Here is a 22,869-nt window from a genome sequence, read left to right as displayed (position 1 = left end):
CGGGATGTGCGGCGGATCCCGAACTCCAACCCAAGAAAGAGGCGTCACGATGTGGACCAAGTGCATTGCAGTTGGAGTATTCATGGCGCTGTTGAGCGGGACGAATTTTCGAGTCGTCGCCGAAAATCTTCCCGGCACGCAGCCGCTGGCCATGCACGGCGATATTGCTGCGCAGATGGTAGCCGGGATCGATCGATTTTTGCTGGACGAAATCGAAGCTTCAGTCGCGAGCCGCGCCGAACATTGGGAGTGGAATTTCTCCTCGCCGGAGTTGCACGAACAAGCGATCGCCGCCAACCGAGCCCGATTGGCGCAGCGATTAGGCGTGTGCGAGCCGCGCGTTCCGTTTGACGCTCCCAGCTTGTTGGCGACAACCGCGACTTCGGCCTTGGTCGCTCAAGGAAATGGCTACGACGTCTACGCCGTGCGCTGGCCTGTTTTAAAAAATATCGATGGCGAAGGCCTGCTGTTCGTTCCCACCAAGGGAAAGGTTGTCGCCGACATCATTGCGATTCCCGACGCCGATCAAACGCCGGAGCAGATCGCCGGACTGGTCGGTGGTATCCCTGCCGAGTCGCAGTTTGCCCGGCGGTTGGCCGAGAGCGGATGCCGCGTGATTATCCCGACGTTGGTCAGTCGCGCAATGTCGCCGCGCGCCGGCCGTGCGAATCTTTCGAATCGCGAGTATGTCTATCGCTCATCGTTTGTCCAAGGGCGGCACGTGATCGGCTACGAAATTCAAAAGGTATTGGCTTGCGTCGATTGGTTCGCCGCAGGGCGGGATGACGCGGAAATCGGCGTCATCGGGTACGGCGAAGGAGGGATGCTTGCGCTCTATAGCGCTGCGCTCGACAAGCGCATCGATCGTGTTTGCATCAGCGGATACATCGCACCGCGTGAACAGATTTGGCGAGAACCAATTTCTCGCAATATCTTCGGGCGGTTAGAGCGTTACGGAGACGCAGAACTGCTGAGCATGATCTGGCCCCGCCCCTGCGTGATCGAACGTTCGGCCCATCCGACCGTCACATTGCCCGGCGAAGGGGGCGCACCTGGCCAGATTACAACGCCTACCGACGAAGAGGTCAGTCAGGAAATCGCCAGGGCCGCCTGCGACGACCATCTGATCGTTGGTCCCACCGATGGCGATCATGTCAGCCGTCCCTACGGCCGAATGCTGGCCTCGTTTTTGCCGGCTGGCGGCGAGTTGGCCAGCGGCGACTCGGCCATCCAAGTGGTGCGCACGATCGACGCCGCCGTTCGCCAGCAGCGACAAATGGAGGAGATGGACGAGTATGACCAGGCGCTGATTCGCGCAAATGACTTTCGGCGGAAAGACTTTTTCAAAGATCTGAAAACCTCGTCGGTCGGCGCATATGTGGAGAGCGTCGAGAAGTACCGCGAGATCTTCTACGACGACGTGATTGGCCGTTTTGATCAGCCTTTGCTTCCATTCAACGCACGGTCGCGGAAGACCTGGGACGAAGAAAAGTGGGTCGGCTATGAAGTGGCGTTGGACGTCTTTCCCGATGTCTTCGCTTATGGCGTGCTAATGCTGCCGAAGGATTTGCAACCGGGAGAACAGCGGCCGGTGATCGTTTGTCAGCACGGTTTAGAGGGACGCCCTACCGATCTATTTGATGGCAAGAAAGCCGCGTACGACAACTTTGCATCGAACCTGTGCGAACAAGGCTACATCGTCTTCGCTCCGCAAAATCCGTACATCCACAAAGATCAGTTTCGCACGTTGCAGCGCAAGTCCAACGCGCTGGGAAAGACGTTGTTCTCGACGATCGTGCCGCAGCATCAGCAGATCGTCAATTGGCTGAAGGACCAACCCAATGTCGATCCCCAGCGAATCGCCTTCTATGGCCTCAGCTATGGCGGGAAGTCAGCGATGCGGATCCCGGCGCTGGTGCCGGAATATTGCCTTTCGATTTGCTCGGGCGATTTCAACGATTGGGTGCTGAAGACCGCGACCACGCGGCACAAGTTCAGTTATGTCTGGGCCGGCGAGTACGAGATCTATGAGTTTGACCTGGGGAGCACATTCAATTACGCCGAGATGGCGGCGCTGATTTGTCCGCGACCGTTCATGGTCGAACGCGGACATTTCGACGGCTGCGGCGACGACGAGTGGATCGCCTACGAGTTCGCCAAAGTACGCAACCTTTACCAGGCGAAACTGCATCTCACGGATCGCGCTGAGATCGAATGGTTTATCGGCGGGCACGAGATTCACAGCCAGGGGACGTTTGCGTTCTTAAGCAAACATCTGAATTGGCCGCAATCGTCGCCGTAAGGGCGAGATGCGGCGGCGCAGGGCCCCCACTTGGACAGCTCGGTTTTCCCCGACAGGGCGCGCCGCTACAACTTATCCCAGGATTGATTGACGTTTCCACGGCAGTTGCGCAGAATTGGGTAGTCGTGGATAACAAATGCGCAGCCCCCCCTGCACGCGTCATTCTATAATGGATGATATCACGTGACATTAAGGGCGACTCTTGATGTTCGTCGCGGTTTGCGATGCTGGCGCCATCGGCTGTTTCATAAGTCATTGCGATTCTTCCTATTCTCCCTGCCCCGGAAAGGGATCGGTATGCGTCTACGCAATCATCGTGGTTTTACGCTCGTCGAATTGTTAGTGGTCATCGCCATTATTGGCGTATTGATTGCATTGTTACTTCCGGCGGTGCAGCAGGCCCGCGAGGCCGCTCGTCGCATGAGCTGCAGCAACAAGCAAAAACAGCTTGGCTTGGCGCTGCACAACTATCACGACACGTTTCAAATCTTTCCGCATGGATACTTTGACGTCGGCACGTACCATCGGCGCGATACCTGGATGCAGCAGCTATTGCCATTTTTGGAACTGAACAACCTGGCCGATCAGTATAAAGCCGACACGAATCAGTATGTTCACAACATGACGGGCAGCTTTAAGACGGAGCAGCTGCCCGCGTTTCGTTGTCCTTCCGAAGCTGAGCAAGATGCGATGGGAGGGGCCGGTTCGAAAGTCGACGGCGGATTCCAGGGCAATTACATCGCCTGCACCGGCGACGGCTACATGCTTTATCAATACGCCGCTACCAGCACCAGTTCGACATTGATGCAGGGCGCCTTTTATCACCAATCGAAAACCAAGATGTCGTCACTGCTTGACGGAACCTCCAACACGCTCGTTTTTAGCGAATCAATCTGTCGGCCCGGCGTCAACGGCTGGGGCGGCGCTGGAGGCTATTGGGGAGGCGCGCCGACTGGGTCGTACGGTTTTACAACGGCGCAAGGCCCTAATACCACCGTGCCGGATCGAATCTATGAATGCAAAACCACAACGTTTGAGCACGCGCCTTGCGTCTCCATCAGCACCGCCGATGAAAAGGAAAACTTCGCTCGCAGTTATCATCCTGGCGGCGTGATGGCGACCACGGCTGACGGCGCGGTGGCGTTCTTCAGCAATACGATTTCGCTGCAAACATGGAAGGCGCTCAGCACGCGCGCTGGTTCCGAGGTGATCTCGGAGTAGCGTCGCATCCTCTCTCTACGATCCTTCCACGTTGGAGAATTGTGATGAAATTATTATTGCCAATCGGTTTGATCTTGCTGGCCTGCGCCGCTTGTGGTCCCAGCCAGGCGCCCATGTATCACCTGCAAGGGGAGATCTCGTACAACGGCGTTCCCTTGCAAAATGGCGAACTGTTGCTCCAAGACGCCGACGGCGTCGGCGCCAGTTTTCACTCGGTGGTTACGGACGGCAGATACGATCTGAAAACTTCGCCTGGGGAAAAGCTCGTTCAGATTAAAGGCTACCGGAAAACAGGAAGGATCGTCGAACCAAATCCGGGCGAACCTGTCGAAGAGATCGAGTCGTTTTTGTCCAAAAAATTCAACGACAAGTCGGCAATGAAGATTACCGTCGACGCCGATCGTGACGATCTTGATTTTCACCTGACTAAGTAAAACCGGATCGATCGAAGTAAGCTCCCCCTTCCATCGGCGAACCTCCCATGCGGGGTTCGCCTTGTTTTTGCGCTGACCGAAATTTGCGATAAGATGGAACTCCTTGTTTTGCAACTTCTGGTTTCCATCTCATTCGGACCAACCGCATGGGCAGCTTTGTCATTATCACGGAAGAACCGTACGAGCCAGGTTGGCTCTCGCGCACCTTGTTCGGAGCAACTCCTCGTCCGCGTCCGCCGCGACCTGAAGAGACGCTTGATCTGGCGGCGACTGCCGACAAGATCGTTCATGCGTTTGTGGAACATGGTTACCTGCACGAACCGCTTGCTCCGCCGATCCACTCTCCCCAAGAGACGCACGCGACGCAGACGTTATTTGCCAATACCGGCGATCAGCGGGTTTGGGCCGACCCGAATCTTCAGTGGCTTCATTGGGCGTTTGAGCCGCGCTGTTTGCGACGGGATATCGATGGCCTGCTGCAACCGGTCACCAACGAAGACATCTGGCCCGATGGAGAATTGCCCGAGTCGCTTGATCCGCATGAAATGGTTGCGCCGACGCTCGATATCCATCTCTTCTCGCAGCCAATTGAACTAATCGAGCGAACCTACGACGCCAAAGTTGGGCATCCCTGGGCGATGATCGAATTTCACTATGGCGACTTCTTTCACGAAGGGCGCCCCCGTCGCTGGAGTGAAGAACAGCCGCTGGCCGTCGACCTGGCGACACTATTCGGTTGCCGTGTGGAAGCGAGATTGTTGACGTAATCTCAGTCCCGAATACGCGAGTAATCTCGAAATTCTGCGAAATTTCGTGGTAATCGGCAATTTTTCGTCTGATGGATCGCGACGGCACGGCTAATTTCAATTCGAGTCGCCTGCGTTTCGCAGCGTTCATGTTTTTAGGCCATCCGCGTACTGATCCCTGCATGCTGGACCCCACCGAAGCACAAAACGAGCAATTCGTCGCGCGGATGACGGCGGCGCAGCCGGGACTGTTTGCGTTTGTCTTGACGCTGGCGCCCAACGCAACCGATGCCCGCGATATTCTTTCCGAAACCAATTTGGCGTTGTGGAAAAAACGGAGCGAATACGATGCGACGCTCGACTTCTGGCCTTGGGCGTGCCGCTTCGCTCGGCTGCAAGTATTGGCGTTTCGCAAGCGACAGCAACGGGATCGCCTGGTGCTGACCGACGAAGTGGTCAGTTTGGTCGCCGCCAAGTCCGAAACAGCGGCCCGCACATGGCAGGATTCGTTTGCAGCGCTCGAGAGTTGTCTGAGCGATCTGGATGAGAGTCGCGTTCATATTCTCCGGCGTCGTTATACCGATGGACTTTCTGTCGCACAGATCGCCGACGAGTTAGAGAAGACCGCCGGATCGGTGGCCGATCTGTTGTATCGGCTCCGGCTGCGATTGGCGAGTTGCATTGAACGTAAACTAGCGACGGAAGGGCAATCATGAGCGAACGTCAGCCGAGCGACGAACTAGCGCAGTTGCTGAAGCGAATGGAACAGGCCGAACTGTCCGCCGCAGAGAAGTCTCAGCTCAACGAGTTGCTGCAAAGCGACGCCGAGGCGCTTGAGCAATTTGTCCGTTATCAGGCGATCGATGCGCATCTGGCTTGGCGTTTTACGGCGACTCCCGGCATGGACGATCCTCTTGCCGCGATTGCTTTCGCTGAAAATGAAACGCGCGCGCTGGATCCGAAATCAATCCGAACCCATTTTTTGCAGCGGCATGGTTGGCTATTGGCGATCGCCGCTTTGCTGGTTGGCCTGTTCATCGGTTTTCCGCTTGGATTGGGGGTCCAAAACGAGCCGCCTGAAGATGTCGCGATTGCGACGTTGACGTCGATCGGTCCCGGTACGAAATGGAGCGACCCCTTTGGCCGCGCGCTAAAGATTGGCGCTGCGCTGGAAAAAGGTTGGATCAATCTTGACGCTGGCACGATCGAATTGACGTTTAGCAGCGGCGCGACGGTGAACATCGATGGTCCCGCATCGTTCGCCATTGACTCGCCGTTGCGGGGATTTTTGAACTACGGCGCCGTGCGCGTGCATGCACCCGAAAGTGCTCGTGACTTTGCCGTTGGCACCGCGTCGATGGAAGTTGTTGACCTGGGAACGGAGTTCGACTTGTCAGTCAGTGAGCAGTCAGGCGCCGCCGAAATCAATGTTGTCGACGGCCTGGTCGATTTGTATTTGTCGAGCGCCGGCCGAGCCAATCGCATCCAATCGCTAAGCGCCGGAGAGTCGGCCGCGATTGATTCGTCAGGCGAGATCACGTCGATTCAAGGGGGAGCGGCCGATCCGCGGTTGCTGGCGCATTGGCGATTGGACGAGAATGCCGATGACACCATCGTCGCCGACAGTTCCCCCCATCACTTCGATGGCAAGCTGAACATGCCGACTAGCCGGCGCTCGCGAGCGGGAAAAGCGGGTCAGGCCTTGGAGCTTGGCGTCGACGGCTTTGTCGACTTTAGTGAGCATTTGTCAGCGCTGACTAGCACCAATGCGTTTACGCTCACCGCGTGGGTGCGGAATGCGAACGATATCGTCTTCTCTGTTTCTGATGGGACGAACCGGCAGCGGATTCAATTTGAGTTGGAAGAAAATTGGCTCTACTACGGCTGGCAGCAGGGAGATCGGTTCGATCGGATTTCGGCGAGCGTACCTCCATGGCTGCCCGATCGTTGGCGCCACGTCGCCGTCTCGGTCAGCGGCGGCAGCGTTACTCTCTATCTGGATGGTCGAGCGCTGATCGAACCCAAAAGAATGGGGGGAGTCATCAACACGCGGGCGATTGCTCCCATTCAATTGAAGAACCCCACGTCCGCCTATTTGGGGCGCGTTCCCTCGAATCATGTCCAAGAAGAGCAATTCCTGGGGGGAGAGCTCGATGATGTCCAGCTTTATGGGCGCGCGCTGGATGAGGTAGCGATTCACTACCTCTTCGAGCATCCTGGAGAAACGCTCCCCCACAAGCAAAATTGATCCACGATTTTACGGTCACGCATGTGACTTCTTAGTTACCCACCCCTTTGCGAAGGAAAACGCCTCATGACTGCTTCGGATAAATCCTCACGACGTGATTTTCTCGTCGCTTCTACCGCGGCGGCGACAGCCGTTTCACTGGCGAACATCGTGCCGTCGACCGTATTTGCCGCCGATGGCCAGGTTGCGCCGAATGATAAGATCACGCTCGGCGTCATCGGAATCGGTCCTCGCTGCACCTATGATTTGAAAGCGATGTTGCCGTTCCAAGATGTGCAATGCGTTGCAATCGCAGACGTGCAGGCAAGTCGCCGCGATGCCGGCAAAACGTTGGTCGACTCGCACTATGGCAACGCCGATTGCGTGCTGTATCAAGACTTTCGTGAACTTCTTGCTCGCAAAGACATCGACGCCGTCCTGATCGCGACCGGTGATCGCTGGCACTCGGCCGCGTCGATTTTGGCCGCCGAAGCCGGCAAAGATGTCTATAGCGAAAAGCCATGCGGCATCACGATCGCCGATTGTCAAAAGCTCGCCGACACGATGCATCGCGAGCAGCGCGTCTTCCAGGCAGGCACGCAGCGCCGCAGCGTTGCGAACTATAAGAAGGCTGTCGAAATCGCGCACGCCGGCAAACTTGGCAAGCTGCATACGCTGCATGCTTCGGTCTACAAACCGGTGCTAGAAAACAGTTGGTTACCAGGCGAAGCGGAGCCGGCACAGGATGTTTGCGATTGGAATATGTGGCTTGGCCCGGCCGCTTGGCGACCTTACAACAAAAAATATGTCGGCGGCGGTTGGCGCGGACAATGGGATTTTGATTCAGGGGCGCGACTGCTTGACTGGGGCGCGCATACGGTCGACTTGTGCCAATGGGCCAATCAGTCCGACGACACGATGCCGATCGAATATGTGCCGAGTAACGAGAACATCGTTTGTCATTACGCCAACGGCGTGAAGCTGGTGCTCGATTTTCTGCCGCAGCCGTTCGGCAAACGCGAACCGCATTACATTACGCGGCTCGGTACTTGTCCGGTCCGCTTTGTCGGTGATCAGGGTTGGGTTGAAACCGGCGACAGCGGCGAGATTGTAATCGAGCCGGAGTCGCTGCAGAAGCAATTGCCTGACGCGATGAAGCGGGTAAATGGTCTCGATGTTTCGACCCACGCGCGCAATTTCTTCGACTGCATGCGCACGCGCCAAATGACCGCCGCTAATCAGGACGTGATGCGACGTTCGCATATCGCGAGCCACGCCGCGGCGATTGCCTGGATTTTGCAGCGCAAGCTGACGCTCGATCCGGTGAAGGAAGAATTCGTCAACGACGACGAGGCGAATTTGCTGCGTTCGCGGGGAACTCGCGACTGGACCGTGTCGTAAACCGCTTGCTGGGCGCCCCGACCAGTCATCGTCAGACTGGTCGAGGCGTTCAAGACGCTTGCGGCGCATAAAAAAACCTGCGTGCGGGCGCAGGTAGGTCTCGAAGGATTGCTCGGGTTGTTCTCCGCGTTAGGCGGCGGCGCGGTCGCTGTGCGATGGCGATGTCGCTCGCTGCGGCATGCGAATGGTTGCGGGTGATTCGTGCCGGTCGATCTCGGCTGGCTCAAGGGGGACAGGACGTTCTCCGCGAGCGCCGCTGAGATGTCCCATCAACACGCCGATTGCTTTGGGGCTGGGTAACGCCTTCAACGTTTGAGCGAATACCTGGTTCCAGTAACCGGCTGTTTCCAACTGTTGCGGATGCCGTGCACGCAGGCGTTCGGCGGCTGCGGCCGCGGCGAAATCGCGCTCTTGCTGCAAAGCGGCGAGTTTGACAATCAACTGCGACGCAGTGGTTGGCCGGCTCAGCAGACCTTGCGCCTTCAGCGAGTAGGCGATGTCTAGGTCGGCTGCTTGATCACCCAGGGACGCAGCGGCTGGAAGTAGCGGCTCTAGCCAACTACGGCGATAAAACGCGGCCAGGCGACTTGGCCCGACCAGCGATTTCCCCTCTTCCAGCCGCAGGAATCGCCGATAGCCAAGCGAGTCGGCCGCGACGCCGATCGACGCAATCGCGTCGTCACAGCGGAGCGCAGGCGAAACGGCGGCAACTGCCGGATCGGCGAACATTGACCGTACCCCGTCAGCCCAGCCGGCCGTGGCGACAACGCCAGACGCGAGCAGGTGGATGATCTCGCCGCTGGAAGCAGCGGCGCCAATCATCCAGCACTGAACATCGGTAACGGCACTGCGGGCTTCGACGAATTTGACTTCGCCGGCCAGCTCGTACGGGTCGGTATAAAAACCGGTGTGAACGACAACAACGTCGGCGTAGGCGGGGCGATTTTCTAGCACCGACAGCATCGTCTCTTCAAGCAGCGCCGCGTCATGCAGCGCCGGGATGATGATCGAGAGTCGCACAGATTTTCTTTCCTTCCGGCTTCGACGCCTGGCGTCGCATATCAGGGGTGACCGTAAGCATTGCCGGCATGCTTATGAGAAGAATCTTCGGAACCGAAGGGCTCACGAGTTTACCTGTTTCCCCTAAAAACGCAGGAGGCGCCAGAATCGGGAAGTGTCAAGCTAGCGGCGCCATCACTTCTTCTCGGCCCAAACCCCTAAGAGGGAGATTACAAGTTCCACTGCCTTCTCCATTTCATCCAGACACGCCCATTCCAACGGCGAGTGGGGATTGTGCTGACCCGTCGAGAGATTGGGGGTCGGCAATCCCTGTTCGGTCAGGATCGAACCATCAGTTCCGCCCCGAATGACTTCCTGCTTGGGGGTTCGAGAAAGCCGTTGGTGGGCCTCGATCGCATAAGCGAGCGCACGTGGTTCTTTTTCCAATCCTTCGCGCATGTTGCGGTACTGCGGTGAGGTGACAACCGCTAGCTTGCACCCGGGCAAATCGGCTTCGACGCTGCGCGCCGTCGAGCGCAATAGATCGGCCTGCGTAGATAGTTCCGACGTATCAAACGAGCGGAGGATGAACTGGATTTCGACTTCGGCGACCCCTCCTTTCACCTGAACCGGGTGGACGAAGCCATCGCGGCCTGCAGTCGTCTCTGGCGACATCATGTCGTGCGGCAAGCGATCGAGAAACATGCCAGCCGCTTTCAGCGCGTTCACCATCCGCCCTTTGGCGATCGACGGATGGATATTCACGCCATGGACCGAGACGACCGCCATATCGGCCGAGAAAGTTTCGGCGTTGATTTCGTCGGCGCCTCCCCCGTCCAACGTATAGCAAACGTCAGCGGCCACGCGCTTTAGATCAACGTGGTCGACTCCGTGGCCGATTTCTTCATCACAGGTCAGCAAGATTTTGACCGGACCATGCGGGATCTGCGGATCGGCCAGCAATCTTTCGGCCATTTCCAGGATCACGGCGATTCCGGCTTTATCATCGCCCCCCAACAGCGTCGTGCCGTCGGTCGTGACTAGCGTGCAGCCATGCAGATCGGCCAGCTCCGGATTTTCGCTTTCGCGGATCACCTGGCTGGGGGCGCCCGGCAATATAACATCACCACCCTCGTAATTATGGATGACCTGCGGTTTGACACCGGCGCCGGTCGTTTCCGGCGAGGTGTCCAGATGCGCGCAAAAGGCGACAGTCGGCGCGTTCGCAACATTGCCAGGAATCTCGGCGTAAATGATGCCGTATTCGTCCTGTTCGGCGTTGGCGATCCCAAATGCTCGCATCTCGTCCGCCAGCTGTTTACCGAGCGCCAATTGCCCCTTCGAGCTTGGGTACTCAGGCCCCGGAACTCCAGCTGTCGTATCGACTTGAACGTAGCGAAGAAAGCGGTCTAACAGTCGTTTGCGGGTCATTCTGCCAAGTCTCGATGAATAGAAATCAGAGCTGCTGCTGTCGCTCTATTTCACTCGCCCCGGCGACAAATGGCAATCTGTCGGCTGCGGGGGAGACAAACTCATTATTTGGGTTTATCGCGGACGATCATACCGTATAATGCAACGGCGTCAGATTTTTGGCGCAGACGCGGTCCTGATTGGTGAAGCGAGGTCTCGAGTGGCGAAGAAAGCTCCCCGCAAAAAACTTCCGAAAGAAGTCGCGATCATCAACGCCGACAACTGCACCGGCTGCGAGTCATGTCTAGAAGTCTGCCCAGTCGATTGCATCGTCAAGATCGAGCAATATCCGACAATGGGCGGTCTGCAAAGCTGGTGCGAGATCGATCTCGATCGCTGCGTCGGGTGCGAAGTCTGCGTCCACATCCCGCAGAAGAAAACGAACCCGTACGAGCTAACCGTCTGTCCTTGGGACGCGATCGAAATGGTGCCGACCGAAAAGTGCCACGAAGTGGTCTCGCAAATCGGCGGCCCGCCAGAATACATCCAAGAGCATTGGGATCGACTCGTCGGTACGGCGTTTCATCTGGCCGAGCTGAAAGCGAACGGCTAACGCCGTTGTGCGGAAATAACAAGTGTCTAAGGAAGTTCGACCGCCCCGGGCAATAGCCCGTTGCGCCAGCGAGGGAATGCCGTCTGCAAGCTTCAACCGCGCTGAATTTTCTCGTTCCGAATTGCCGCGGAGGGTTTCGTTTTCGACGCTTCCTCACCTATTCCCTCGCTCGCGCTTTTTGAAGTTGCGCTATTTACAATTCGCGAACGATCGAACACGAATAAAGGACGCTAATACGGCCAGAATCAACCGCAAATCGTCACACTAGCCCGCCAGCGCCAGCGAGGGAATAGAGTTGGCGATCCTAACACGGATTGAAGTGGCGAGCTGTATTCCCTCGCTGGCGCTGGCGGGCTAGTGTCCGAGACTTTTCGACATTCGTTCTCAGACATTGGCGATTAGTAATTAGTCAATTCCGCCCAGGACGATCTAATGGCGCGCAACGTCGAAATCAAGGCCCGCGTCGCTGACATGCCGCGGATACGTCATCTCGCGTCGGAGATCGCCAACGAAGGTCCCTGGACGCTTCTTCAGGTCGACATCTTCTTTCATACCGCCAGCGGCCGACTGAAACTGCGGACGATCAATGACGAAGAGTCGGAATTGATCTACTATCATCGCGCCGATCAAACAGGCCCCAAGACTTCGACTTATGTGCGCACGCCGACGGCTGATCCAAACGGTCTGCGTTTCGTCTTGTCGGCGGTGCTGGGAGAGTTGGGAGAAGTCCACAAACGACGCACGCTTTTCCTGGTCGGACAGACGCGGATTCATCTGGACGAAGTGGTCGACTTGGGGAACTTCATCGAGTTGGAAGTCGTCCTGCGCGATGATCAGTCGGAAACGGACGGGGAGATGATCGCCGCCGAATTGATAAAGCGATTAGAGATTCGCCGTGAGGATCTGTGCGACGGGGCTTATCTGGATCTGTTTGGAGCTTCGCAAGTTCGTCGCGCGGCGGATGAATGACGTCAGTCGTTCATCTAGCGATCATGGAAGAACTACCGCTCCTCATTCTTCGTCTGGATCGCAACTGGCGACTCTTTCAAATCTAACTTCGCCGCTCTATTCGCCGATGGCGCGATTTCAAATTGTCGACCCGTCGGTCAGTTTGAGTTATCCTGATAGATATCCGCTGATCGAGCCCGCTCCACTTTTCCCGCCGAGCTTTCCATGCCGCTTCGCTATCTTGCATTCCTCTTGCTGCTGGTTTCCTGGATTGCCCCGCTTGCGGCCGAAGAGATTCCGCCGGCGCTGAAAGAGTACAAGGGACGCACGATCGCCCAAACGATGCACTACCAGGGCGCTCCTTGGCTGATTCGCGAATCGCGCGAACGGGAGGAAGACTGCACGACCATGGTCAAGCAACTTGGCCTGAAGCCGGGGATGATTGCCTGCGATATGGGCTGCGGCAACGGCTTTTACACGCTCAAGATGGCCACAGCGGTCAGCGACGAGGGAAAAGTGCTTGCGGTCGACATCCAGCCCGAGATGCTTCGCTTGTTGCAGGCCCGAGCCGAAGAAGCGGAAATCAAGAACGTTGATCGCATTTTAGGAGACGTCCACGATCCGAAGCTTCCCGAGGGAAAAGTCGACCTGATCTTGTGCATTGACGTCTATCACGAGTTTTCACATCCCGTTCAGATGCTGGCTGCAATGCGCAAGTCGCTGAAACCGACTGGCCGCTTGGTGCTGGTCGAATTTCGCGCCGAGGACGAAAATGTGCCGATCAAGCCGCTGCACAAAATGAGCAAAGACCAGGTCAATAAAGAGCTGACTGCCAACGGTTTCCGCCTAGCCCGACAGTTCGACGGCCTCCCGTGGCAGCATATGATGTTTTACGCACGAGACGATTCGCCTGAGGATGAGGCCATATCGGCCCCGAAACAGCCCCCCACAAAGACGGAACCCGCTTCTAAATAGAGATTTACGTCGCGACTACCACGTTGGGCGGCTCTCACCTAGAATAGAGTTTTGCGCCTCCAATTGCCGTCGTCGCCTGACTCTATGGAAATTGATCAACTTTCCGACTTGCTCGAGAAAGACGCCGTCGCGGCATCTTGGCTCCAACAATTGCGCATCGCCGATGTTCCCCGTGGTCGCGAGAATATTCGGAGTCTCTCGCGCCACGCGATTGCGCCCGATCTGCTCACGTTTCTGCTGACCCAGCTAGAGCGTTTGCTGCCGATCTCGAGCGATCCCGACATGGCGCTCAACAATCTCGAGCGACTGTTTCACACGAGCCGCAGCCCGTTGTCGTTGGCCGCGCTGTTCGAGCGCGATCTGCGCTCGCTGGAAACGTTGCTGCGGATCTTTGCGACGAGCCAGGCGCTGGCCGATCAACTGATCAATGATCCCGAAAGTTTTGAGCTGCTGCGGATTACGGACGGTCAGCCGATTGCGCGGCAAATGTTGGTCGATGACGTCGTTTACGAAGTCAAAGCGCTGCAAGACGAGAAGGCGATCATGACGGCGCTGCGCCGTTTCAAACGCCGCGAGACGCTGCGCATTGCGTATGGCGACGTGATCCGCGAGCAAACGATCAGCGTCGTCACGCGGCAGATCTCGTATCTGGCCGACGCACTGCTCGAAGCCGCGGTCGCCGCAGCGTTTCGCTTGATGCGGCCCCGCTATGGTCAACCCACGGTCAAAGCGACCGGTCCCGGCGGTCGTCGTCCGGCGCGCTTTGTGGTGTTGGCGTTGGGCAAACTGGGCGGCGTTGAACTCAACTATTCCAGTGACGTCGATCTCATTTTCGTCTATGACGAAAATGGCCAAACCGACGGCGAGAAAAAAATCACTAACGGCGAGTTCTTCGACCGTCTCTCGCAGCGGGTCTTGAAACTGTTGGCCGAATCGACCGAGTTGGGCGCGCCGTATCGCGTCGATATGCGACTACGTCCCGAGGGAAGTCGCGGTCCGTTGGTCGTCAGTCTTGAGTCGGCGCTGCACTACTACGATGTGATGGGGCGAACCTGGGAACGTCAGGCGTTTGTCAAAGCCCGCAGCGTCGCCGGCAATCACGACCTGGGAGAAGAGTTGCTGACGCAGCTGGAGCCGTGGGTCTATCGTCGCTATCTCAGCCGCGCCGACATCACCGGCATCAAGGCGCTGAAGCGGCGAATTGAAACGCGGGCCGAGCGGGAAACGACCGACGACACCAACGTGAAAACCGGTCGCGGCGGCATTCGCGATATCGAATTTGTCATCCAGTTTTTACAACTTCTCAACGGCGGCGACTTGCCCGGCATTCGCACCGGCAACACGTTGGAAGCAATCGCCGCACTCGAAGGCGCCGGCTGTTTGACGCAGCAAGAGCGTACGATCCTGGAAGAGAATTACGCCTTCTTGCGCAAGCTGGAGCATCGTCTGCAAATCATGTTTGATTTGCAGACGCACACGATGCCCAGCGATGAAAAAGAACTGACGAAAGTCGCGTTGCGGATGGGTTATGAACATGGCGAAGAGCAATCGGCGCTCGCCGCGTTCCAACGGGACTACGCCGAAAAAACGGCCCTCAATCGCAAGATCCTCGACCATTTGCTGCACGACGCGTTCCCCGGGGACGACGACATGGCGCCGACGGTCGACCTGGTCCTTGATCCCGAACCGGGCGACGAGACGATCGACGAAGTGCTGACCGCCTACGGATTTCATCATCCGAAAAACGCCTACGACAACCTGATGGCGCTGACGACCGAGAAGGTTCGCTTCCTTTCCACGCGCCGCTGCCGTCATTTTCTGGCGGCGATCAGTTCGCAATTGCTAGAAGCGATTTCGACGACGCCAGACCCCGACTCGACGCTGATCAATTTGGCGCAAGTCAGTGACTCGCTTGGCGGGAAGGGAATCTTGTGGGAGTTGTTCAGCGCCAATCCGGCGACGCTCAATCTGTACGTTCGACTTTGCGCCGGCAGTCCCTATCTCTCAGGCATCCTGATCAGTCATCCCGGCATGATCGACGAGTTGATGGACTCGTTGATGCTCGACAAACTCCCAACGCGGGAAACGCTTGACCAGATCTTGACCGAGCTCTGTCGCGGCGCCGAAGACATCACCCCGATCTTGCATAGCTTTAAAAACCTGATGCACCTGCGTGTCGGCGTGCTCGACGTGTTGGGTAAAAAGGACTTGCAGGCACGGCTGGAAACCTTGTCCGATATCGCCGAAATCTGTCTCAAGAGAATCGTCGAACGAGAATACGATCATTTGAGCCAACGCTTCGGCGAACCTTGGTTGTCAGATGATCGTCGCTGCGATATGACGATCGTCGGTCTTGGCAAACTAGGGGGGCGTGAGCCCAACTATCACAGTGATCTCGACCTGATTTTTCTTTATGAAGCCGAAGGTCAAACGCGCCCCACCAATGGCAAAGGCCGCCCCGGCAGCGCCACCAGCAATCAACATTTCTTTGGTCAACTGGCGCAGCGGATTTTGAAATCGGTCAGCGAACTTGGCCCGTATGGCCGATTGTACGAAACAGATGCTCGACTACGTCCCACGGGCAAGCATGGCCCATTGGCCGTCTCGTATGACGAATTCTATCGCTACCATGTCGAAGGGATGGGGCAACTGTGGGAACGACAAGCGCTCTGCAAAGCCCGCCCGATAAGCGGTACGACCGAATCTTGTCAGAATGTCGAACAGTTGATCCGCAACGTGATTCTGGCGAAGCCGTGGCAGCCTGAGTACGCTCTCGAAATTCGCGAGATGCGCCGGCGCATGGAAGAAACCGCGACCAACGCCAACTTAAAGCGTGGTCCTGGCGGGACCGTCGACATTGAATTTGTCGTGCAAATGCTGCAAATGTCGAGCGTCGCCGAGCACCCGGAAACCTGGCTCCCTAATACGATTGACGCATTACACGCGTTGCATGAAACAGGTCGATTAGCGGACGACGACTTCGCTCATTTCCACGAAGCCTATATCTTCCTGCGGATCGTCGAAGCTCGGCTTCGTTTGATGAACACGACCGCACGGCACGACTTGCCGAAAGAGCGGCTGGAAGTCGCGAAACTCGCCTACCTGTTGGGCGATATGAACGGAGCCCAGTTGCTGCGCGAGTGTCGCAAGCTGGCCCGCGAAACACGCCGTCGATTCGAACGCATCTTCAGCGAAGCGGCGCAGTTGACCCCGGCGTCCTCTTCGTAGACCGTTGCGCGAGTTTTGAAGTTTGAAGTTGCGCTTTTTCGAACCAAAAGAACACTAGTGTTCTGTCAAACCGCTATTTTCGGCTTCCACGAAATCAGCCGCACGGCGTTAGCCGCGGTTTCTGTTACCAATTGTCTTTCGCAAATGAGTTCCCATCAGAAACCGGTGCTAACGCACTACGGCTAATAAAATCATGGCGCCTGAAAATTGTCGCGTGACAGAACACTAGCCAGAGGCGCAAGCCGATGGAATGCGGCTGGCCACTTCCATCGGAGATAGGATCGCTGCCCGCATTCCATCGGCTCGCGCCTCTGGCTAATGGAACGATTTTCGGTTGATGCTGACCTTGTTTTACCGTTCTTCATCGCCAAATAGCGCATCAGGCTACGAAGAACTTGCGCGCGGTTGTTAGGTTTCGCTGCGCTGCACCCAATCTTTGAACGCAGCTCCAAGCGATTCTTTGATGGCAAATTTTTCGCGCTTGCAGCAATAACTCGCCAGATTGCAAGTCGCTCTACAATTTAAATAAATTTGCGAACCTTGCGGCGCCCATTTCTCTCTCGGCTTGCAGATCTGTGCGGCGTGGTCGGTAATTCTTGGATGAATATCATCGAGACGCTTTACGCTTTGCTGTCTTGCGCCGCATACTGAGGGCAAGCCATTCTTCGGCTGCATTCGGTCGCTAGTAACAATTGAAAATTTGGAGACGCATGTGACCCGTTCCATTTTCGTGTTGGTTCTGTTGCTCAGTTTCGGTTCCATACTTTCCATGGTCGCGGCTGAGGAACCAAAGCCTGATCAAGATCCTCCGCTGCAGTTGTATGACGGCTTTCAGGGCTACGAGCGCGATGTCACGACCGATTCGGCCGCAGCGCAGAAGTGGTTCAACCAAGGGATTCAGCTGCTGTACGGCTTCAATCACGACGAAGCGATTCGTTCGTTCGAGAAAGCGGCGGAGATCGATCCTTCGTGTGCGATGGCCTGGTGGGGATCAGCCTATGCCCGCGGTCTGCATATTAACAATCCGCAAATGGAAGTCGAACAAAGCAAGCTGGCCGATGCGGCAGCCGCCAAAGCTGTCGCGGCGCTCGATCAAGAGTCGCCGGTCGAGCAGGCGCTGGTTCATGCTGTTCGTACGCGCTACGCAATGCCGGTCCCGGAGGATCGCAAACCGTTGGACGAAGCGTACGCTCAAGCGATGAACAAGGTCTGGCGACAATTTCCGGACGATGCTGACGTTGGCGCTCTCTACGCCGAGTCATTGATGAACTTGCAGCCCTGGGATCTATGGACGGCCGACGCGGCGCCCAAAGGCCGCGTCTTTGAAATTCTGGCGGTCCTTGAGGATACGCTCGCCAAAGCGCCGCAGCATCCCGGCGCTAATCACTTCTACATTCACGCGATCGAAGCTTCGCCCTGGCCTGAAAAAGGGCTGGACGCCGCCCATCGGCTCAGCCAACTGGTCCCAGGCTCCGGCCACTTGGTTCACATGCCGTCGCATATCTACATCCGGACCGGAATGTACGCGGAAGCGACCGACGCCAACGCGTTGGCGATTGCTGCTGACGAAGCCTATTTCGCGAAAGCGCCCAAGCCTGATTTCTATAGTTTGTACTTCATGCACAACGTTCATTTTCTCGCCTATGCGGCGATGATGGACGGTCGCTATCAAACGGCGATCGACGCCGCGCGAAAAATTGAACAGGTCATCCCGCCCGAGTTTTTGAAAAACTATGTCGTCATGGCGGACGGGTTCATGCCGACCACGCTGCACGTCATGATTCGGTTTGGCAAGTGGAAAGAGATTCTCGCAGAGCCGGAGCCCGAAGATTGGCGGATGTTCAGCCGGGCCGAGCGGCGCTTCGCCCGCTCGGTCGCATTTTCGGCGCTGGGACAAACCGACCAGGCGCAGCAGGAGATTGATCAACTGGATCAGATCGTCAGCAAGATGGGAGACGAGTGGGTCATGGGGAACAATCCGGCGAAAGACGTGCTGGCGATCGCGCGGAAAATGGCGATCGGCGAACTTGCGTTCCGCGAGGGTCGCACCGAGGAGGCCTTCGCCGAACTGCGCGCCGCCGTCGAGTTGGAAGAACAGCTGACCTACGACGAACCGCCTGGCTGGATGCAACCGGTCCGACATGCGTTGGGTGCGCTCCTCTTGGCCGATGGGCAAGCGGCGGAAGCGGAAGAGGTTTATCAGGCCGATCTTGAAGATCATCCCAACAACGCCTGGTCGCTGCTCGGCCTGCAACAAGCGATCGGTCGCCAAGGCCGGATCGCAGAAGCCGATGCGATGAACGAGCAGGTTCAAACCGCATGGGCGCGAGCCGACGTCAAGCCGATCGCGAGTTGCTACTGTCACCCTGATGCACGGGTGCAGACAGAATGACGATTCGATCGTCGTGCTTCAAGTGACGTTCGTCATTTCACCAAACCGCCTCTGGTTGGCAGCGATAGCTCCGGTATCGGGGCGGCGCAGCCGTAAGCGGCATTGGTTCCCCGTAAGCAGTTCAGGGGCTTTTCGCCATTTCCAACGGTATAGCGACCACCGAAGTTCATCCGCCCGCGGCTCGATGCCTCTTACCGACTTCGTCGGCCCCGATAGCGGAGCTATCGCGGCCAACCAGGGAAATGCCGTGGCTTTGAAACGCGTTCCGGGCTACGAAGAGGGAGGCGGATCGTGCGGGTACGGTTCTAGATGGACCAGCACGTCGCGTAGTTCGGCGAACTGCTGGATCAGCTTGTCTTTCACGTGGTGACCGATCCGATGCCCTGCTTCGACGGTGAGTTGGGCGTCGACTTCGATATGGATATCGGCTAGAAACTCGATGCCGGTCTTGCGGACCCAGAGTTTCTCGATGGCGCAGACGCCGGGAACGGATTCGGCGGCGGCGCGAATTTGTTGAATCAATTCTTCGTCGGCTTGCGGATCAAGCAGTTCGCTGGTGCTTTGGCGAAACAAGCGGCTGGTGTTGATCAAAATCGCCAGCACCACGAAGATCGCCGCGGTCTCATCGGCCCACATATACGACGGACCGCCCCAACGGACGATCGCCAGCCCCAACAGCACCGCCAACGAGCAAAGCGCATCGCTGCGATGATCCCAAGCGCTGGCGGCGATCGATAACGATTTTGTCCGACGGCTGATCGCCAGCTTGTACCAGAAGAGAGACTCTTTGATCACCATGTTGCTCGCCGCGATCCACATCGTCCAAACCGGCGGCGACGCGTGCTCGGTTCCCAAGCGGCGGACCGCTTCCCAGCCGACAAAAATCGCCGAAATCATAATCAACATCGAGACGTTCGACGCAGCGATTGCTTCGGCCCGGGTATGACCATAGGGATGCTCTTCGTCGGCTGGACGTTGTGCGTACCATAGTCCAAAAATAACCACGATGGATGATAAAGAATCGCCGAGTGAGTTGACTGCGTCAGAGATGAGCGCAAACGAACTCCCCAAGACGCCTCCTACGAGCTTCACAATTCCCAGCGTTAAGTTCACGAACAACCCCAACCAGGCGGCGCGAGTCGCGCTGCGGTATAGAGGAGCAGGAGAGGAAGCGGAGGGGCTATTCAAATTGCAAGTAACCAGGAACGTCGCGCGATCGCGAGTAAAGTTTTTTCTTCGCAGCGGGCTCCGAAGATCATTTTGCGGTTCGTCTATCGTGGCGTAGCGCACGCCAAAAGGAAAGGCCGGCGGAGCGCATTTCTCGCAACCGCCGGCCTTGATTTAGCGCCACACAAGAAGCTATGGCGACAGTTGATGTTCACCATGAGCGAACTTGTCGTGACAGCGATTGCACTTGGTCAGCATCGCTTTGTAGTGCGTTGTCGCGGCGGCGTAATCTTTTTTTTGCGCGGCGCGATAGAGATCGCCCCCCAGATCACGAACAGCGACCGAGTATTCGTTCCATGCAGCGGCATCTTTTTCCGGCGCACGAATCAACAGCAAGTTGCCCCCTTCGGCCAAAATCAGCGAAGTTGACTTGATCTCTTTCCAGACTCCATTGTCTTTCGGCGAACTAGCCATCGCCGGCTTTAACCGTTTGTAAGTGGGCTGAAAGACATATTCCATAAACTCGTGCATGTCCTCTTCCACCGGCTTCGGTTCGGCGGCGATTGCGCCGCTCACCAAGGATAAAACGACCGAAAGTGCGGCGTAACTCATCAAGTGCATTCGAAATTTCATGGCAGAATTCTCCTAGCAGAAAAAGCAAAAAACTAGGCGCCGGCGCAGCAGCCAGCGCCACAACCATCGAGCTAAAAAGCAAGCGAGCCTAAATCAGTAGCGACTGATAGACCTGAAAAAGAGGGAGCGGCGTCGATCGCTCGCAGAACTGACGACGGGACGAGCTTCGCCCCAACAGGTCGGCGCCTGAACTAGCTTGGTAGTGGAATGCGGCCAGACCGACAGAGTTTCTGCTACCGCTCAGCTCATCGATTTCCTCCGCCCGATCGAGCGCGGGATCGACCAGCATTGCCGACGAACGATGAACGTGCCAACTTTGGGGAATGTTTGTCGCCGGAGTTCCCGCATGAAATTGCCGTAGATGGGCCGCCAGTTCCAGCGGCGAAAGCGATTCATGGCGATGCGCCCACGGCAGCTGCGACTGCATCGAGAGGAGCAGCAGACAGACAAGCGTGATGTGGACGATGCGGCTCATGGTGCTAGGCGGAAAGCAGGAAAAACGCCGATGGAGACAACTTTGTAACCTTAGTTCTCGCCGCGGCGGCTGTCAACGAAGGAGATCGTGAGACAGCGTTTCCCTATCCCCCCCTAGGATTCAGTCCACCGCCGCAGCGCAAGGCGTTCCAGCAAATTGATCGCGGCAAAGACGAACACTCCCAGCAACGTGCAGCAAATCATCGCGGCGAACAGTTCGTCCGTTTTCAAATTGTCGCTGGAACTGCGGATGTAATAGCCTAGCCCATGCTGCGTGCCGCTATAGCCGACAAAGAACTCGCCGACGATTGCTCCGACCACCGCGAGACCGCTGCTCGATTTCATCCCGGTCACTAAGTAGCGGATCGCTGTCGGAAATTGCAGCTTCCAAAGCATCTGCCAACGAGAGGCCCGATGCAATCGAAACAACTCGACCAGACTGCGATCGACCGACAGCAGTCCCGTGGTGGCGCTGGTGATGATCGGAAAGAGGCTGATAATGGTCGCGACCACAATCACGCTCGGCAAACCATACCCGGTCAGAGTGACGATCCAAGGCGCGATCGCAACGATCGGCACGGTTTGAAAGAAGATCGCGTAAGGATAGCCGCTGAGTCGAATCAGTCGCGACTGCGAGAAGAGGAGCGCGACCAAGGTTCCCAACAAGACCGCCGCTGCAAATCCCGCCAGCGCAGCGACGCCTGTCAGCAACGATCCGCTCCACAATTGGGCGCCGTTGCGGAGAAACGCCGCGCCGACTGCGGCAGGACTCGGCAGCAAATAGGGAGGGATCTTTCCCTGGGTAACCAACGTCTGCCAGATCGCCAGCGCGATTAACAGCGTCACCGCTGGCAACAAAACTCGTAGCAAGGACTCACGCATCAGGCGGCTCCTTGACGCAAGTGGTTAGAGATCACGCCGCATTGGGCTGCGAACTCACCCGAGGAACGTAGTTCGGCGCTGCGCGGCGCATCAAACTGGATCGGCACATCGGCGATAATCTGGCCCGGTCGAGCCGACATGACCAACACTCGCTGACTCAAGAAGACCGCTTCGGCGACGTTGTGCGTGACAAAGACGCCGGTCCATTTTCGTTGGCTCCAAATCGCCAACAGCTCTTCATTCAATTGCTGACGCAAAATGTCATCAAGGGCGGCGAACGGTTCGTCTAACAACAAAACTTGCGGATCGGTCACCAGCGCCCGCGCTAGTGAGACTCGCATTCTCATCCCGCCAGAGAGCATCCGCGGCAGCTTGCGCGCGTCTGCTTGCCGCAGGCCGACTAACTTGATCGCCGCAGGGATTTTGGCCAGCGGCTCGGCGCCGGTCCTCCCCAATAATTCCAACGGTAAGCGGATATTGTCGTAGGTCGTGCGCCACGGCAACAGCGTCGGATCTTGAAAGACAAACGCGGTCTCTGTTTGGGCGGGGACATTGTGGTCGATGGTGACCTCGCCGCTGGTGACGGTCTCAAGTCCGGCAATCAGCCGTAAGAGGGTCGACTTGCCGCAGCCCGAAGGACCGACCAACGAAACGAACTGACCTTGTTCGATTGTCAGGTCGGTAGCGGCGATCACCTGCTGATCGGCGAACGATTTGGTGACCGCGGAAAGTTGAATCATGGTGGAGGACAAGCGAAAACCTGAGAGACACGGGATCTCTAACAGTTTAGGTTAGTCCTCTCCGCTGGGCAGGGGCA

Annotated in this window: 19 protein-coding genes; 12 read left to right on the top strand and 7 right to left on the bottom strand. The window is 57.1% G+C overall.

The window, feature by feature from the left end:
• Positions 1–82 precede the first annotated feature (82 nt).
• From M4951_RS22520 to M4951_RS22490, 7 genes are all read left to right on the top strand, one after another.
• Positions 83–2,302, top strand: coding sequence for a dienelactone hydrolase family protein (locus M4951_RS22520; protein WP_262023856.1), 2,220 nt, complete (start codon positions 83–85; stop codon positions 2,300–2,302).
• Between the two features lie 297 nt (positions 2,303–2,599).
• Complete coding sequence (locus M4951_RS22515; RefSeq protein ID WP_262023855.1) at positions 2,600–3,523, top strand: DUF1559 domain-containing protein; 924 nt, start codon at positions 2,600–2,602, stop codon at positions 3,521–3,523.
• A 44-nt stretch (positions 3,524–3,567) separates the two neighbouring features.
• On the top strand, positions 3,568–3,957 hold the full coding sequence (locus M4951_RS22510; RefSeq protein ID WP_262023854.1) for a hypothetical protein: 390 nt from the start codon (positions 3,568–3,570) through the stop codon (positions 3,955–3,957).
• Between the two features lie 146 nt (positions 3,958–4,103).
• A complete protein-coding gene (locus tag M4951_RS22505; protein ID WP_262023853.1) occupies positions 4,104–4,724 on the top strand; it encodes a hypothetical protein in 621 nt (206 codons plus the stop codon).
• 161 nt (positions 4,725–4,885) lie between these two features.
• Complete coding sequence (locus M4951_RS22500; protein ID WP_262023852.1) at positions 4,886–5,419, top strand: sigma-70 family RNA polymerase sigma factor; 534 nt, start codon at positions 4,886–4,888, stop codon at positions 5,417–5,419.
• Positions 5,416–6,951 carry a LamG-like jellyroll fold domain-containing protein gene (locus M4951_RS22495; RefSeq protein WP_262023851.1) on the top strand — a complete coding sequence of 512 codons (1,536 nt, stop codon included), beginning with the start codon at positions 5,416–5,418 and terminating at the stop codon, positions 6,949–6,951. Before M4951_RS22500 ends, M4951_RS22495 begins: the two co-directional genes overlap by 4 nt.
• Before the next feature lie 66 nt (positions 6,952–7,017).
• Positions 7,018–8,331: a Gfo/Idh/MocA family protein gene (locus M4951_RS22490; RefSeq protein WP_262023850.1), complete on the top strand. Its 1,314-nt coding sequence runs from the start codon at positions 7,018–7,020 to the stop codon at positions 8,329–8,331.
• Between the two features lie 129 nt (positions 8,332–8,460).
• Here the strand turns inward: M4951_RS22490 and M4951_RS22485 are convergent, their stop codons facing one another.
• Together M4951_RS22485 and pepT are read right to left on the bottom strand one after the other, a co-directional pair.
• On the bottom strand, positions 8,461–9,351 hold the full coding sequence (locus M4951_RS22485; protein WP_262023849.1) for a hypothetical protein: 891 nt from the start codon (positions 9,349–9,351) through the stop codon (positions 8,461–8,463).
• Positions 9,352–9,525: 174 nt separating this feature from the next.
• Positions 9,526–10,761, bottom strand: a complete 1,236-nt coding sequence (gene pepT, locus M4951_RS22480) for a peptidase T (protein WP_262023848.1) — start codon at positions 10,759–10,761, stop codon at positions 9,526–9,528.
• Positions 10,762–10,960: 199 nt separating this feature from the next.
• Here pepT and M4951_RS22475 point away from each other — a divergent pair, with 199 nt between their 5' ends.
• The 5 genes from M4951_RS22475 to M4951_RS22455 all read left to right on the top strand — a co-directional run bounded on the left by M4951_RS22475 (position 10,961) and on the right by M4951_RS22455 (position 18,896).
• Positions 10,961–11,353 carry a 4Fe-4S binding protein gene (locus M4951_RS22475; RefSeq protein ID WP_262023847.1) on the top strand — a complete coding sequence of 131 codons (393 nt, stop codon included), beginning with the start codon at positions 10,961–10,963 and terminating at the stop codon, positions 11,351–11,353.
• A gap of 432 nt (positions 11,354–11,785) precedes the next feature.
• Entirely contained in the window at positions 11,786–12,322 is a 537-nt protein-coding gene (locus M4951_RS22470; protein WP_262023846.1) for a class IV adenylate cyclase, read from the top strand.
• A 204-nt stretch (positions 12,323–12,526) separates the two neighbouring features.
• Positions 12,527–13,276 (top strand): class I SAM-dependent methyltransferase, encoded by a 750-nt coding sequence (locus M4951_RS22465; protein WP_262023845.1) that lies wholly within the window; start codon positions 12,527–12,529, stop codon positions 13,274–13,276.
• Between the two features lie 84 nt (positions 13,277–13,360).
• The gene (gene glnE / locus M4951_RS22460; RefSeq protein WP_262023844.1) at positions 13,361–16,504 is read left to right on the top strand and encodes a bifunctional [glutamate--ammonia ligase]-adenylyl-L-tyrosine phosphorylase/[glutamate--ammonia-ligase] adenylyltransferase; all 3,144 of its coding nucleotides are present in this window, start codon (positions 13,361–13,363) and stop codon (positions 16,502–16,504) included.
• Between the two features lie 712 nt (positions 16,505–17,216).
• Positions 17,217–18,896 (top strand): tetratricopeptide repeat protein, encoded by a 1,680-nt coding sequence (locus M4951_RS22455; protein ID WP_262023843.1) that lies wholly within the window; start codon positions 17,217–17,219, stop codon positions 18,894–18,896.
• Between the two features lie 270 nt (positions 18,897–19,166).
• Here the strand turns inward: M4951_RS22455 and M4951_RS22450 are convergent, their stop codons facing one another.
• From M4951_RS22450 to M4951_RS22430, 5 genes are all read right to left on the bottom strand, one after another.
• Complete coding sequence (locus tag M4951_RS22450) at positions 19,167–20,186, bottom strand: cation diffusion facilitator family transporter (RefSeq protein WP_262023842.1); 1,020 nt, start codon at positions 20,184–20,186, stop codon at positions 19,167–19,169.
• Between the two features lie 69 nt (positions 20,187–20,255).
• Complete coding sequence (locus M4951_RS22445) at positions 20,256–20,696, bottom strand: hypothetical protein (protein WP_262023841.1); 441 nt, start codon at positions 20,694–20,696, stop codon at positions 20,256–20,258.
• An 88-nt stretch (positions 20,697–20,784) separates the two neighbouring features.
• Positions 20,785–21,171: a hypothetical protein gene (locus M4951_RS22440; RefSeq protein ID WP_262023840.1), complete on the bottom strand. Its 387-nt coding sequence runs from the start codon at positions 21,169–21,171 to the stop codon at positions 20,785–20,787.
• Between the two features lie 113 nt (positions 21,172–21,284).
• Entirely contained in the window at positions 21,285–22,052 is a 768-nt protein-coding gene (locus M4951_RS22435) for an ABC transporter permease (RefSeq protein ID WP_262023839.1), read from the bottom strand.
• The gene (locus M4951_RS22430; protein WP_262023838.1) at positions 22,052–22,792 is read right to left on the bottom strand and encodes an ABC transporter ATP-binding protein; all 741 of its coding nucleotides are present in this window, start codon (positions 22,790–22,792) and stop codon (positions 22,052–22,054) included. Before M4951_RS22430 ends, M4951_RS22435 begins: the two co-directional genes overlap by 1 nt.
• Positions 22,793–22,869 lie beyond the last annotated feature (77 nt).

It is taken from the genome of Blastopirellula sp. J2-11, from assembly GCF_024584705.1.
Lineage (GTDB): Bacteria > Planctomycetota > Planctomycetia > Pirellulales > Pirellulaceae > Blastopirellula.
The sequence above is the reverse complement of the archived record's forward strand: the minus strand, read 5'-3'. Positions and strand labels throughout refer to the sequence as shown.